Annotated in this window: 13 protein-coding genes; 7 read left to right on the top strand and 6 right to left on the bottom strand. The window is 56.2% G+C overall.

Annotated elements, in window-relative coordinates:
- The first annotated feature begins 34 nt into the window (after positions 1-34).
- Both BN873_RS09745 and BN873_RS09740 read left to right on the top strand, forming a co-directional pair.
- Positions 35-1,078, top strand: coding sequence for an FAD:protein FMN transferase (locus tag BN873_RS09745; protein ID WP_171820449.1), 1,044 nt, complete (start codon positions 35-37; stop codon positions 1,076-1,078).
- 25 nt (positions 1,079-1,103) lie between these two features.
- Complete coding sequence (locus BN873_RS09740; protein ID WP_048673370.1) at positions 1,104-2,033, top strand: ABC transporter ATP-binding protein; 930 nt, start codon at positions 1,104-1,106, stop codon at positions 2,031-2,033.
- A gap of 24 nt (positions 2,034-2,057) precedes the next feature.
- Here the strand turns inward: BN873_RS09740 and BN873_RS09735 are convergent, their stop codons facing one another.
- From BN873_RS09735 to BN873_RS09715, 5 genes are read right to left on the bottom strand one after another with little or no spacing between them, the layout of a single operon-like run.
- Positions 2,058-3,278 carry a CoA transferase gene (locus BN873_RS09735; RefSeq protein WP_048673368.1) on the bottom strand — a complete coding sequence of 407 codons (1,221 nt, stop codon included), beginning with the start codon at positions 3,276-3,278 and terminating at the stop codon, positions 2,058-2,060.
- 12 nt (positions 3,279-3,290) lie between these two features.
- A complete protein-coding gene (locus tag BN873_RS09730; protein WP_048673366.1) occupies positions 3,291-4,211 on the bottom strand; it encodes an HpcH/HpaI aldolase/citrate lyase family protein in 921 nt (306 codons plus the stop codon).
- 3 nt (positions 4,212-4,214) lie between these two features.
- Positions 4,215-5,060, bottom strand: coding sequence for an HTD2 family dehydratase (locus tag BN873_RS09725; RefSeq protein WP_048673364.1), 846 nt, complete (start codon positions 5,058-5,060; stop codon positions 4,215-4,217).
- 26 nt (positions 5,061-5,086) lie between these two features.
- A complete protein-coding gene (locus tag BN873_RS09720; RefSeq protein ID WP_048673362.1) occupies positions 5,087-6,313 on the bottom strand; it encodes a CaiB/BaiF CoA transferase family protein in 1,227 nt (408 codons plus the stop codon).
- A gap of 35 nt (positions 6,314-6,348) precedes the next feature.
- Positions 6,349-7,536, bottom strand: coding sequence for a CaiB/BaiF CoA transferase family protein (locus BN873_RS09715; RefSeq protein WP_048673458.1), 1,188 nt, complete (start codon positions 7,534-7,536; stop codon positions 6,349-6,351).
- A gap of 301 nt (positions 7,537-7,837) precedes the next feature.
- On the opposite strand from BN873_RS09715, the gene BN873_RS09710 reads away from it, so the two are divergent.
- The 4 genes from BN873_RS09710 (at position 7,838) to BN873_RS09695 (ending at position 11,781) form a co-directional block, all read left to right on the top strand.
- Complete coding sequence (locus BN873_RS09710) at positions 7,838-8,635, top strand: ABC transporter permease (protein ID WP_242434406.1); 798 nt, start codon at positions 7,838-7,840, stop codon at positions 8,633-8,635.
- Between the two features lie 171 nt (positions 8,636-8,806).
- Positions 8,807-9,823 carry a TRAP transporter substrate-binding protein gene (locus BN873_RS09705; RefSeq protein WP_048673360.1) on the top strand — a complete coding sequence of 339 codons (1,017 nt, stop codon included), beginning with the start codon at positions 8,807-8,809 and terminating at the stop codon, positions 9,821-9,823.
- A 66-nt stretch (positions 9,824-9,889) separates the two neighbouring features.
- Positions 9,890-10,501 carry a TRAP transporter small permease gene (locus tag BN873_RS09700; protein WP_048673358.1) on the top strand — a complete coding sequence of 204 codons (612 nt, stop codon included), beginning with the start codon at positions 9,890-9,892 and terminating at the stop codon, positions 10,499-10,501.
- Positions 10,498-11,781, top strand: a complete 1,284-nt coding sequence (locus tag BN873_RS09695) for a TRAP transporter large permease (protein ID WP_048673354.1) — start codon at positions 10,498-10,500, stop codon at positions 11,779-11,781. The genes BN873_RS09700 and BN873_RS09695 overlap by 4 nt, the downstream gene beginning before the upstream one ends.
- A gap of 80 nt (positions 11,782-11,861) precedes the next feature.
- Here the strand turns inward: BN873_RS09695 and mepK are convergent, their stop codons facing one another.
- Positions 11,862-12,455: a peptidoglycan L,D-endopeptidase MepK gene (mepK, locus tag BN873_RS09690; RefSeq protein WP_048673352.1), complete on the bottom strand. Its 594-nt coding sequence runs from the start codon at positions 12,453-12,455 to the stop codon at positions 11,862-11,864.
- A gap of 346 nt (positions 12,456-12,801) precedes the next feature.
- Here mepK and BN873_RS09685 point away from each other — a divergent pair, with 346 nt between their 5' ends.
- On the top strand, positions 12,802-13,290 hold the full coding sequence (locus tag BN873_RS09685) for an aminoacyl-tRNA deacylase (protein ID WP_048673349.1): 489 nt from the start codon (positions 12,802-12,804) through the stop codon (positions 13,288-13,290).
- Positions 13,291-13,293: the final 3 nt, after the last annotated feature.

Here is a 13,293-nt window from a genome sequence, read left to right as displayed (position 1 = left end):
TAGCTTTCAACACAGATACTTAGGACAACGCTTTTTGCGTTCTACACTTTTAACGCTTGTTAATTCTGTCTTCACCTGTATTTTACTCACTGGTTGCGACCGAGGCCCTCCCGATACGACCATTCGTATCACCGGCACCACCATGGGCACCAGTTATGAACTCAAGCTGGTGCCCGATGCGGGACAAGCGCTCTCACCTGAGCTGATCAAAAGTCGGGCCGATCAACTGCTGGAGTACATCAACCGGCAGATGTCAACTTATGACCCTAATTCAGAGCTGTCAGGTTTTAACCGCAATCCCAGCACCGACTGGGTATCCGTGTCTGCCGAATTGCAGCAGGTCATTGCGGAAGGCTTGCGGATTAGCGATCTCACCAGCGGCGCCTATGACATCACCGTTGGTCCACTGGTCGATTTATGGGGCTTCGGGCCGGAACCGCGTCTTGATCAGGTTCCACCCGATTCGGTGATCCTGCAAGCCCGCGAACGGGTCGGCTATTGGCGGCTACACACCCGCGAGCAGCCACCGGCGCTGAAAAAGGATCGTGCGGATGTTTATACGGATTTATCCTCACTCGCCAAGGGCTATGCCGTCGATCAGTTGGCGATCCTGATGGAGAGCAAGGGCATCTACAACTATCTGGTGTCTATCGGTGGCGATCTACGCGCCAAAGGCCGCAACGGTAAAGGTCAACCCTGGACCGTGGCGATTGAGCGGCCAGTACCGGGTCAGCGTGCCGTCGAGCGCCTGATTCAAATTAGCGATCACAGCGTCTCCACCGCTGGCGATTACCGCAACTTCTTTGAGCAGAACGGACGGCGCTACTCGCATATTATCGACCCACGCACCGGCCGGCCGGTCTTACAAACCTTGGCGTCAGTCACGGTCATCAGCAAAGCCGATATGGAAGCGGATGCCATCGACACCGCGCTGATGGCCCTGGGGGCCGATGACGGCTTCCGCCTCGCCACCGAACACCGGCTGGCCGCTTTCTTTATCATCGCCAGCGCCGACGGCAAAAGTTTTCAAGAGCGCTATACCCCTGAATTCGAAGCTTTTCTGCTCCCAAAAGATTGATAAAAAAGGCTCTTTCCAATCCGCCATGACTATTTCCGCTCTCGCCATCCGCAATCTGCGAAAAATCTACGCCAATGGCTTCGAAGCGGTGCGCGGCGTCGATCTGGCGATCCCCGAAGGGGAATTTTTCGCCCTGCTCGGCCCGAATGGCGCAGGCAAATCAACCATTATTGGGATCATCGCCTCGCTGGTGCGGAAAAGCAGCGGCACGGTTCAGGTCTTTGGCCATGATATCGATACCCAGTTGACCGAGGCCAAACGCTGCATCGGGCTGGTGCCGCAGGAATTCAATTTCAATCAGTTCGAGCCGACAGCGGAAATCGTGGTCAACCAGGCCGGCTACTACGGGATTCCCCGCGAACTGGCCCATCAACGCGCTGAAACCTACCTCCGTCAACTCGGCCTTTGGGACAAGCGCCGCGAAATGGCTCGCCAGCTCTCCGGCGGCATGAAGCGGCGGCTGATGATCGCCCGCGCCCTGGTGCATGAGCCGAAATTGCTGATTCTGGACGAACCGACGGCCGGGGTAGACATTGAAATCCGCCGTTCGATGTGGGATTTCTTGCGCACCATCAACGCTCGCGGCACCACCATCATTCTCACCACCCATTATTTGGAAGAAGCCGAGAGCCTGTGCCGCCAGGTGGCGATTATCGACCAGGGCCGCATCATCGAAAACGCGCAAATGAGCACCTTACTGGGGCAATTGGCGCTGGAAACCTTTATCTTTAATGTGAGCCAACCGCTGGCGGGATTACCGGACGTGGTTGGCTATCCATTGCGGCGGCTGGATGACTGGACGCTGGAAGTGGATGTATCGAAAGGTCGCGGTCTCAACGATCTGTTCAAGCAGCTTTCAGCGCATGGCATCACGATTTCCAGCCTGCGCAACAAAGCCAATCGGCTGGAAGAATTGTTTATGCGTTTGGTGGATAAAAATGAAGCCGCCGCTTGAATCAGCGGCGGTGAGATCGTGGGGTTAGCGGCGCGGCCCCGCCACGACTTTATCGGCGTGCAGCTTGGTGATCTCCACGTCGCTCAGGCCCAGTAGATCCGACAAAATCTCATCGGTGTGTTCGCCCAAGGTTGGCGCAGGCACTGGCGCAGAACGCTCGAACTGACCAAACTCGAACGGAGTGCCCGGCATCAGATATTCGCCGATCCCCGGCTGTTCCACCAGATCAAACATTGGGTGCCACGTCGAGCAATCGGGTTCTTCGGTAACCGCCTGTTTGAAGGTGCGAAATACCGACCAGGTGACATTGTGCTCGTCAAAAGCCGGGCCGAAGTCATCGACGGCCCTGGCGAGAAACCACGGTTTGAGCAGAGTGGTAATGTCCTCACGGGCCTTGAAGCGATCCCCTTCCCGATTCAAATCCAAACCCAAGCGCTGGCCCAGCGCGTCAAATTCCGCTTTCAAACCCGTGACCTGACACAGGCCATCCCACTGCCGGCGGGTCAAGCCCACCACCATTACTTTACGACCATCGGCCGTATCGAATTCATTGCCGTAAGCGCCGTACAGATAATTACCGTACTTGGGCCGGTCGAAGTTGTTGACCATCACTTCGCCGATGATGCCCAAATTGCCCAGCATCGCCAGCGCCACATCCTTTAGAGCGATTTCCACCGACTGCCCTTCGCCGGTCAAGCGCCGATGCCGCTCCGCTGCCAGCAACCCCAGGGCCGCCATTTGGCCGGTGATGCAGTCCCAGGCGGGCAAGACATGGCAGGTCGGATCGGTGGAGCCTTCCACGCCGGTGGCGTAAGGAAAGCCCATGCTGGGATTGACGGTGTAATCGACCGCCGGGCCGCCGTCGCGGGTGCCCAGCACGGTGAGCATGATCAAATCTTCCCGGTGCTGCTTGAGATGCTCATAATCCATCCAGCCGCGTACCCGAAGATTGGTCAGAAAAATGCCGTTATTCGGCCCCGGCGCGCAGATCAGTTGGGTCACGATCTCCTGACCGCGCGGCGTGCTGACATCGACCGCCAGCGAGCGCTTGCCCTTGTTCAGGCCCGCCCAAAACAGGCTCTTGTTGTCGTGGGTCACCGGCCAGCGGTGATAGTCCAAGCCCCCTCGGATGCGGTCGAAGCGAATCACTTCCGCGCCCATTTGCGCCAGGGTCATCCCGGCCAGCGGCGCTGCGACAAACGCGGTGCCTTCAACAATCCGCAATCCTTCTAAAATCTTCGCCATTGCTTATGTGCCTTAATTCAATATTCCCGCCAATTTGGCGCGTTCCACGATGGTGCGACACATCCGCAAGGACGCAACATCAATCATTTTGCCCTTGACGCTGATCGCGCCCCGGCCTTCGCGCAATGCGGCTTCGTAGGCGTCAAGTACCAGTTGCGCCCAGCTGAGTTCCTTTTCTGAGGGCACAAAGGTCTGATTGACGGTTTCGATTTGGCTGGGGTGAATACACCATTTGCCGTCGAAGCCCATCGCGCGGGCGATTTTACACGCTTGCAGCAAACCTTCCGGGTTTTTAATTCCGGCAAACGGTCCATCGACCGCGCGCTTGTCGTAGGCGCGGGCGGCGCTGACAATGGAATGCATGACATAATGCCAGCGATGGCCTGGATAGAGCTTATCGTTCTCATCCAGTTCACCGATGGACTCCAGCGGCATCCGCACCGAGGCGGCGTAATCACCGGGGCCATAGACAAAGCCCTGCAAGCGCTCGGAACAGGCGGCGATTTCACGGATGTTGACGCAACCCAGCGCGGTTTCGATCAGCGCTTCGACGCCGATCCGATTGGCATAACCCTTGTAACTCTCAATCTGGGTCAGCAAGGTGTCCACGAACAAAACGTCTTCGGGCCGACTGACCTTGGGCACCACGATCAAATCGATCTGATCGCCGGCCGCTTCCCCGATTTCGACCAGATCGCGGTACGCGAAATGGGTATCCAGCCCATTCATGCGAAACATCTTGAGTTTGCCGCCGAAATCCAGTTCGCGGTATGCCTTGATCACGTTGGCGCGGCTGGTTTCCTTTTCCTCCGGGGCCACCGCATCTTCCAAATCGATACACACCGCATCGGCTTTGGCCGCCGCTGTTTTCTGAATCATCCCCCAATTGGAGCCGGGCGCCAGTAGCACGGAACGTTCTAATTTTTCAGCCATCGCTCATTCTCTCCAGGACACTGTGGCCTGCATCCCAATGGCATCACCGCCATTGGCGGTATAGAGATCGCAACTCTGATCCGCCTTGGGCTGGCCACACAGCGAAATTCGATCAAAATCAAACATCGGCCGCATCCCTCGAAAGGTGTAGCTGGCCGGTTTTTGGCCGGGGTGGTGGCGCTTGGCCGATTCCAACAACAACAGCGCCTGTAACGGCCCATGCACCACTAAACCGGGATACTTTTCCTCATCGGCCGCATAGCGCCGGTCATAATGGATTTTATGGGCGTTGAAGGTCAACGCGGAGAAGCGGAATAACAACACCGGATCGACCGGATAGGCTTCCCGCCAGGCCACTGCGGCGGGCAATGCCGTCGGCGGCGGCGGATTAAAGGCGGTCGGTTTAGCCAAATACACGATATCCTGTTCTTCCGTCACCGCGACGCCGCGCGCCGATTTGACCTGGTGTTTGACCGTGACGAACACCATGCTGCCGGTCTTGCCCGCTTTTTCAGCGATCTTGATGATTTCGGCGTCCTTGGTGATCGCCTCGCCGATCAGCAAATCATCGTGGAAACGGATGCGGCTACCCGCCCACATCCGCCGTTCCAGGGCGACCGGTGGCAAAAAGCCGCCGCGCTTGGGATGGCCGTCCCCGTCGATCTGGGAGGCCGCCGCCATCGGTAAAAAATACAGCCAGTACCACAGCTCCGGCAGCGGTCGGCCTTCGCTGGGTTCAAAGTCCGCATTATCCAAGGTGCGGGCCAGCGCCTTGGCCGGGGTGGGATAAACCCGATCCGCCAGGGACTCCGTTTTCCCCAGCCAATCCTGCAAATTAATCTCACTCATTCCTGCCACTCTCCACCAACCCCGGGCTAAATCACCCGTTTTTTATGCAATTCGGCGATTTCATCAGCCTGAAGACCGAGCAACTCCTGAAGCACCGCATCGGTATGCTCGCCCAATTTTGGCCCAAGATGTTTGATGCGACCCGGCGTTTCCGACAGGCGCGGAATCACCGACGGCACGATCACGGTTTCCCCCAAATCCGGCACGTCGATGGACACCAGATTACGGCGGGCGTGGAATTGCCGGTCGCCAAAAATATCGGCGATGTTGTTTAAGGGGCCAGCCGGGGCGCCGGTCGCATAGCAGCGTTTCAACAGCTCATCGCGGGTCAGTGAACCGCACCAATCGCGGACGATTTCGTTGACATCGTGCCGGTTTTCCAGCCGGGTCTTTTGCTCGCCATACAGGCTGGAGGAGGCCAACTCCGGTCGGCCCATCGCTTCCGCCAGGCGCTCGAACAGTTTATCGGTGGCGCAGGCGATAGCCACCCATTTGCCTTCTTCCTTGGTCGGGAAATGGCCATAGGGACAGGCGAAATCGTTATGAGTCGGGCCGTGCCGCTCGCGCACTTGGCCGAACATGGCGTAAGCCGGGGCCAGTTCATCGGTGCAGCGGAACACCGATTCATACAGGGCGGCGTCGATGTATTGGCCAAGGCCGGTTTGTTCCCGATAGCGCAAGGCCATCAACACCCCCAGGCAGCCATAAATCCCAGTCAGATAATCGCCCAGCGTGGTCGAGCCGGGCGTCACCGGCGTGCCTTTGGGCATCCCCGACAGATAGGCAATGCCGCCGACTGCGTGGGCGATGCGGGCGAAACCGGGCCGATCTTTATAGGGGCCGGTCTGACCGTAACCGGTGACCCGCAACATGATCAGGCCGGGGTTGATTTCGTGCAGCGTCTCCCACGGCAGGCCCCACTTTTCCAGGGTGCCGGGCCGGAAGTTTTCGCACAGCACATCGGCCTTTTCGATCAGCTTCTTAAAGACTTCGACGCCTTCGCGGCGGTGCAAATCGATGGTGACTGATTTTTTGTTGCGGGCTTCGCTCAACCAGGCCAGCGTATCGCCGCGCTGGGTCGGCGTGCCGTATTTGCGGCAAATGTCGCCGCCCATCGGATGCTCGACCTTGAGCACATCGGCGCCAAACTCGCCGAGAATGCCCGCGCAATACGGCGCGGCAATCACGGTGGCCACATCGATGACGCGGATACCCGTCAGCGGCAAATTTTCCTGGGTTACAGAGGTGGTCATGCGGGTGCTCCTGAAAACGGGATGGCTCGAACGGGTCAGATGATTTTGCGCTGGCGCAGCCGCTTGATGTCATCGGGCGAGATATCGAGCAGTTCGCGCATGATTTCGTAGGTGGCGTTGCCCAGCGCTGGGCCTAGATTGTGAATCCGCCCTGGCGTCGCCGACAGTCTCGGCACCACACCGGGAATAACGACTTCACCCAGACCCGGTTCTTCCAGCGTGACCAGATTGCCGCGCGCCTGGAAATGTTCGTCCTCGAAAATATCGGCAATGCTGTTGAGCTTGCCGACCGGAACTTCGCAGCGCAGGCAGCGCTCCAGCACCTCCGAGCGCGGCAGCGAACCGACCCACTCAATCACGATCTGATTGACTTCGTTGCGGGCCGCCAGCCGCTTGCGCTGCTGGCCATAGAGGGCGGAGGAAGCCAGCTCCGGCCGCTCCATCGCCTCGGCCAGGCGCTCGAACATCTTATCGGTGGTGCAGGCAATCGCAATCCATTTATCGTCCTGAGTGCGGAAATGGCCATGCGGCACGGCGACGAAACTCCCCGACCCTTCCCGCTCCCGCACTTTGCCGAACAGGCCATAGGAGGCGGCGATTTCGTCCAGTTGCCGGAAGACCGATTCATAAATGCCGACATCAATGATCTGGCCGCGTCCGGTTTTTTCCCGTTGCCGCAACGCCATCATGATGCCGATAGCGCCATACAAGCTGGAAAAATAATCGCCCAGCGGCACGGTGCCGGGCACCACCGGGGTTTCTCCAGGGAAGCCAGCCAAATAGGACAGGCCGCCGAAAGCATGGGCGATGTGCGCAAAGCCCGACCGGCGACGATACGGGCCGGTCTGGCCATAACCCGATACCCGCAGGAAAATCAGTCGAGGGTTGGCCTCGCTGAGCACATTCCAGCCCAAGCCCCATTCCTCCATAGTGCCGGGCCGGAAATTCTCGATCAGTACATCGGATTTGGCGATCAGCTTCAAAAAGAGTTGGACACCTTCGGCCTGGCGCAAATCGAGCGTGACGGATTTGCGATTACGCGCTTCGCTCAGCCACGCCAGCGTCGCATCATGGCGCTTGGTGGGCGTGCCAAAGCGGCGCATTGGATCGCCCGCGATAGGGTGTTCGATTTTCAGGACTTCTGCGCCGAACTCGCCCAGCACCGAGGCGGCATGGGGTCCGGCCAGGAAGGTTCCCAAATCCAGCACTCGGATGCCGGCCATCGGCAAGCTGGTTTCGGTTTCAGATTCTTCTTCAGACGGGAACGCATCAGCCGCTTGGGAAGTATCAGGGATGGGCGTTTCAGTCTCGGCATTCTCGGTGGTCATGATTAGTTCCTGTGATCGTTCTGGCGGACTTATATTCACAATGGCAGAGAACAGCAAGCCAAGCGGCTGAATCTCGATGAGTTATGGGTCCTACCTAGTTGAGCGGTGAGGGCGCTCTGGCATCTAAAGCGCCGTAAAATCGTTGGATCGAAGTATAGTAGGCATTTTCTCCACCTGCTTTGCGAGCAACCCGACGGTGATTCTCAATTTCGGCTCTCTGGCGAACGCGCGAACCCACGCCATCGCGCTGCAAACAATTTTGCTGAAGGAAACGCTGCGTTTTGTACGCATTTGGATTCAGACTCTGTTGCCCCCGGCGATCACCACCGCCTTGTATTTCATTATCTTTGGCAAGCTGATCGGCAGCCAATTAGGGCCGGTGGATGGCTTTTCCTACAATCAGTACATTGCGCCGGGTTTGATCATGATGGCGGTGATCACCAACGCCTATTCCAACGTGGTGTCCTCATTCTTCAGCTCGAAATTTCAGCGCCACATTGAAGAGATGTTGGTGTCACCCTTACCCAATACCGTGATTGTGCTGGGGTTCGTCGGCGGCGGCGCCGCCCGTGGCCTGGCGGTCGGGGCCGTAGTGACTGGCGTTTCGCTATTTTTCGCTGATTTGCACTGGCAACATCCTTTATTAACCGTGCTGGTCATCTTCCTGACTTCGGTGCTGTTAGCGCTCGGCGGGCTGATCAACGGTATCTATGCGAAAAGCTTCGATGATATTTCTCTGATCCCGACCTTTGTGTTAACACCGCTGACGTATTTCGGCGGGATTTTTTATTCCATCCAGATGTTGCCGCCGTTCTGGCAAGACGCTTCCCTGTTCAACCCGATCCTGTACATGGTCAACGCCTTTCGTTATGCGATCCTGGGCGTATCTGACATTGATATTACCCTCGCCTTCTCCATCCTGGTACTGCTCATCTTGATTCTGTTCGCTTACAGCCTGTGGTTGCTGCATCGAGGCACCGGCATTCGCAGCTAAATTTGGCGCTGCTCACTGCCCGGCTTGTCACGTTCGCGCAACTTGCGCGCATTCTCGATAAATTCATCTACTCTTAATTTCAAGGTCGGTTTCTAACGTCACCGACCTCCTACAAATGCGGATCACCCTGATTCGCTCGAAAACTCAAAACACCAAAGGAGCAATCCCTCTATGCGCAGCCAACTTCCCGCCGTTCCAGCCCTCTTAGCCAGCCTGCTGTTGACCTCCCTCGCCGGAATCGCCCCTGCCGCTTGGAGCGCAGAGGCTATCGTGATCAAATTCAGCCATGTGGTCGCCCCGGATACCCCGAAAGGACGCGCCGCTGACAAATTCAAGGAACTAGCCAACACCTACACCAGCGGCAAGGCCAAGGTCGAGGTTTATCCCAACAGCCAGTTGTACAAGGACAAGGAAGAACTGGAAGCGCTGCAACTCGGCGCGGTGCACATGTTGGCCCCGTCGCTGGCCAAGTTCGGGCCGCTGGGCGCCAAGGAATTTGAAGTCTTCGATTTCCCCTGCATTTTCCCCAATTATACCGGCCTGCATAAAGTAACGCAGGGACCGCTTGGCAAACAACTGCTCGACAAGTTGGATTCCAAGGGCATCACCGGGCTGGCCTATTGGGACAACGGCTTCAAGATTTTCAGCTCGAACAAGCCCATCAAGGCGGTGGAAGACTTCAAGGGGCAAAAACTGCGGATTCAGTCCTCCAAGGTGCTGGATGCGCAGATGCGCGCGCTCAGCGCCATCCCGCAGGTCATGGCCTTTTCCGAGGTCTATCAAGCCTTGCAAACCGGCGTTGTGGACGGCACCGAGAATCCACCGTCCAACATGTACACGCAAAAAATGCACGAGGTGCAGAAGTTCGCGATGGTCTCCAATCACGGCTACCTGGGCTATGCCGTCATTACCAACAAGAAGTTTTGGGAAGGTCTCCCCGCCGATGTGCGCACCGGTCTGGAAAAGGCTATGAAGGAAGCCACGGTCTACGCCAATGAAGTCGCTGGCAAGGACAATGAGGATGCCCTGGCGGCGATGAAGGCATCGGGCAAGACCGAGTTTTATCAACCCTCGGCGGCTGAGCATGAAGCGCTCTGCAAGGCGATGGCGCCCGTTTACGAGGAAATGGGCAGCCGGGTCGGCAAAGATCTGATTACCTCCATTCAAAAAGAAGCGGCGGCGAAGTAATCGCTGCTTTTTGGCGACGCCCGCCCCCATCCGGCGGGCGTTACACTATTTGCGAGGCCAATCATCATGATCCTCCGCTTTCTCGACCGCTTTGAAGAGGTGATGATCACCTTTCTGATGGCGGCGGCGACCTTGATCATTTTTGTCGCTGTCGTTCACCGTTACGCTTCAGGCCTGGCAATACCCGGCTTGCAGGATTTTCTTCTCAAGATCAACCTGGCCTGGGCGCAGGAACTCTGCATCTACATGTTCGTGTGGATGGCGAAGATCGGTGCCGCCTACGGGGTTCGCACTGGCATCCATGTTGGCGTCGATGTGCTGATTAACGCCTTAAGCCCGAAAAACCGGAACAAGCTCATCATTTTCGGCCTGCTGGCCGGCGCGCTGTTCACCGGTACAGTTGGCACCTTTGCCACGATGTTCGTCCACGAGCTTTATTTTACGGAACAGACCTCGGCGGATATGGAATTGCCGATGTGGCTGGTTTATTTGGGGATGCCGATTGGCTCGTTTTTGATGTGCTTCCGCTTCCTGCAAGCCTGCTACCGCTTCATCAAAACCGGCAGCTTGCCACGCCCCGATCACACCAAGGTGGAAGGTATCGAGGCTATCGAAATTCTGCACGAATCCCCCGAAAACCAAACGGATAACGCCAGTCACACGGGAGGTAAGCCATGAGCACTCTTTTTATCTTCGGTCTGCTCATTGCCCTGATGCTGACTGGAATGCCGATCTCGATTTCGCTTGGCCTCACCGTGCTGACTTTTTTGTTTACGATGACCGAGGTGCCTATCGAGAGCGTCGCCTTGAAGCTGTTCACCGGCATCGAAAAGTTCGAGATCATGGCGATTCCGTTCTTCATCCTGGCCGGCAATTTTCTCACTCACGGCGGCGTGGCCCGACGGATGATCGCCTTCGCCACCGCCTGCGTTGGCCATTTTCATGGTGGTCTGGGCCTGGCTGGCGTTATGGCCTGCGCTCTGTTTGCCGCCGTATCAGGCTCCAGTCCGGCCACGGTGGTGGCCATCGGCTCGATCCTGCTGCCGGCGATGGTGGCGCAAGGCTTTCCCAAACGCTTTGGCGCGGGCGTGATCGCCACCTCCGGGGCATTGGGCATCCTGATTCCACCGTCCATCGTGATGGTGATGTACGCAGTTGCCACCAACACCTCGGTCGGCCAGCTTTTCATCGCTGGCGTCGTGCCCGGCATCGTGCTGGCCACCATGCTCGGTCTCACCACCTGGTACCGGGCTTGGAAAAACAATTATCCACGGATGCCGCGCGCCGACTTCGCCACGGTGTTGCGCACCTTCAAGGACAGTATGTGGGGTTTGTTGCTGATCGTCATTGTCATTGGCGGGATTTACTCCGGCATGTTCACGCCCACCGAAGCCGCCGCGATGAGCGCGGTGTACGCCTTTGTCGTTTCGGTGTTCGTCTACAAGGATATGACGCTCAAACAGGTGCCGAAAGTGCTGCTCGATAGCGCCAACATGAGCGCGATGCTGCTCTACATCATCACCAACGCCATTCTGTTCTCGTTCCTGATGACCCACGAGAATATCCCCCAGGCGATGGCGCAGTGGATGATCGACCAGAATCTGAGCGTGTGGATGTTCCTGCTGGGCTGCAACATCCTGCTGCTGCTGGCGGGCAATGTGATGGAGCCGTCGTCGATTACCCTGATCATGTCGCCGATTCTATTCCCCATCGCGATCAAGCTGGGCATTGATCCGGTGCATTTTGGCATCATGCTGGTGGTCAACATGGAAGTCGGCATGTGTCATCCACCGGTCGGATTGAACCTCTACGTCGCCAGTGGCATCACCCACATGGGCATCACCGAACTGACCGTGGCAGTCTGGCCCTGGCTGCTGACCATGCTGGTGTTCCTGGTCATCGTGACCTACTGGCCACCGCTGTCGCTCTGGCTGCCTAAACTGCTGGGAATGATGTAGCGGATTGACAGTTACCTATTGAAAAGGGGCGGCCCAAAAAGCCGCCCCTGTTTCATTATCAGGAATCCAAACGGCTGAATTTAACTCCAGTAACGTACCGGACCACTGTCGATATGGACGAAATTGGAGCGGGGATAATAACCGACGCCACCGGCCCCCAACGAGCGCGCCGCTCGGCACAATTCGCTATTACGGCCGCCCGGCACTCTGACATCCATTGCCATCGCTTGCATGTGGTAACTATTACGGGCTACACCGCGTCTGCTTTCACACAGCATCCAATTGGTGGACGGTGATCGATACCCGCTGATGACATTGACTGGATTTCCTAATCCCAATTGCAATTGCAAGGCGTATAATTGGTCTAAAACACCGGGATCAAATGGTTTTACTTGATTGTTATGATGATCACGCAGTGCCCAACTAATCTCGCTAATTGACTCCTGGACATAACCATCTCTCGGTGTCCAATAGACACGCCTTACTGTTTCACTGGTATTAGGGTTATAGAAGAACAGGTAACGCTCATTGAGAAACGCGGCATTAAGCAATTCAGGCGCTAACAGCAGAGAACTCGTGCTGGCAATGGTCCATTTGAGAAATTTACGCCGGTTAATTTCCGGCTGTTCTGCATTTTGTTTGCTGCTCGGTTGAAGCGTAACATTGGCTCGCATCTCTCAGCATCCTCCCAGCAATTCGACTTTTCCGCACTCTAAACAAATTAGCTTCTCTAACGCAAGCCTCTACCTCACAAAAATACTTTGGCGGTCAAACAACATATTTTTTTAGTAAGCTTTTTAACCGGGCCTTTTGTAAGGCTGGGTAGAACAAAAAAATAGCAATTCACTAAAATCTCAAAATTAAAAATATTTTCATAAAAATCAATATTAAATAATTTTATATCTGCAAATTAAAGGCCATATCGCAGACAGTTGTGTGATTTTTAATAAGGAGAACTTATCAAAAATACAATTATTATCAAATCTACAAATAAACAACAATCTCAATCGAACAATGTTCATGAATAAAGAAAAAATTCCAGTGACCCCAGCCATTCGGCTATTGCGCGAAAACAATACAGTGTTCAGTAGCCATCTTTATCCTTACGAAGAGCATGGGGGTACCGCTCATAGTGCCCGCTGTTTGGCGGTGGAAGAACATGCAATCATCAAAACGCTCATCATGGAAGAGGAGCACCACCAACCGCTGATTGTTTTAATGCACGGTGATCGCAAAGTCTCAACCAAAGAGCTGGCTCGTCTGTTAAACGTAAAGGCCATTACCCCGTGCGACCCGGCGGTAGCGAATAAACACAGTGGTTACCTGGTCGGTGGAACCTCGCCGTTCGGCACTCGCAAACCCATGGCGGTGTACATGGAAACCAGCATCCTGGAATTACCCCTGATTTACCTCAACGGCGGCAAGCGTGGTTTCCTGGTCGGGTTGGCGCCCACTGCGGTACAGCAACTGCTTAAGCCAACACTAGTCAATGTCGCGCTCATCGAGTGAACT

The sequence above is a fragment of the Candidatus Competibacter denitrificans Run_A_D11 genome (assembly GCF_001051235.1).
In the GTDB taxonomy this organism is placed as follows: Bacteria; Pseudomonadota; Gammaproteobacteria; order Competibacterales; family Competibacteraceae; genus Competibacter_A; species Competibacter_A denitrificans.
Note: the sequence above shows the minus strand (reverse complement) of the source record. Positions and strands in the feature narration are given on the sequence as shown.

What these genes read in the sequence shown, in the direction of transcription:
- BN873_RS09740 (WP_048673370.1), top strand. Translation starts at nt 1,104, where the DNA reads ATGACTATTTCCGCTCTCGCCATCCGCAATCTGCGAAAAATCTACGCC.
- BN873_RS09735 (WP_048673368.1), bottom strand. Translation starts at nt 3,278, where the DNA reads ATGGCGAAGATTTTAGAAGGATTGCGGATTGTTGAAGGCACCGCGTTT.
- BN873_RS09730 (WP_048673366.1), bottom strand. Translation starts at nt 4,211, where the DNA reads ATGGCTGAAAAATTAGAACGTTCCGTGCTACTGGCGCCCGGCTCCAAT.
- BN873_RS09725 (WP_048673364.1), bottom strand. Translation starts at nt 5,060, where the DNA reads ATGAGTGAGATTAATTTGCAGGATTGGCTGGGGAAAACGGAGTCCCTG.
- BN873_RS09720 (WP_048673362.1), bottom strand. Translation starts at nt 6,313, where the DNA reads ATGACCACCTCTGTAACCCAGGAAAATTTGCCGCTGACGGGTATCCGC.
- BN873_RS09715 (WP_048673458.1), bottom strand. Translation starts at nt 7,536, where the DNA reads ATGGCCGGCATCCGAGTGCTGGATTTGGGAACCTTCCTGGCCGGACCC.
- BN873_RS09705 (WP_048673360.1), top strand. Translation starts at nt 8,807, where the DNA reads ATGCGCAGCCAACTTCCCGCCGTTCCAGCCCTCTTAGCCAGCCTGCTG.
- BN873_RS09700 (WP_048673358.1), top strand. Translation starts at nt 9,890, where the DNA reads ATGATCCTCCGCTTTCTCGACCGCTTTGAAGAGGTGATGATCACCTTT.
- BN873_RS09695 (WP_048673354.1), top strand. Translation starts at nt 10,498, where the DNA reads ATGAGCACTCTTTTTATCTTCGGTCTGCTCATTGCCCTGATGCTGACT.
- mepK (WP_048673352.1), bottom strand. Translation starts at nt 12,455, where the DNA reads ATGCGAGCCAATGTTACGCTTCAACCGAGCAGCAAACAAAATGCAGAA.
- BN873_RS09685 (WP_048673349.1), top strand. Translation starts at nt 12,802, where the DNA reads ATGAATAAAGAAAAAATTCCAGTGACCCCAGCCATTCGGCTATTGCGC.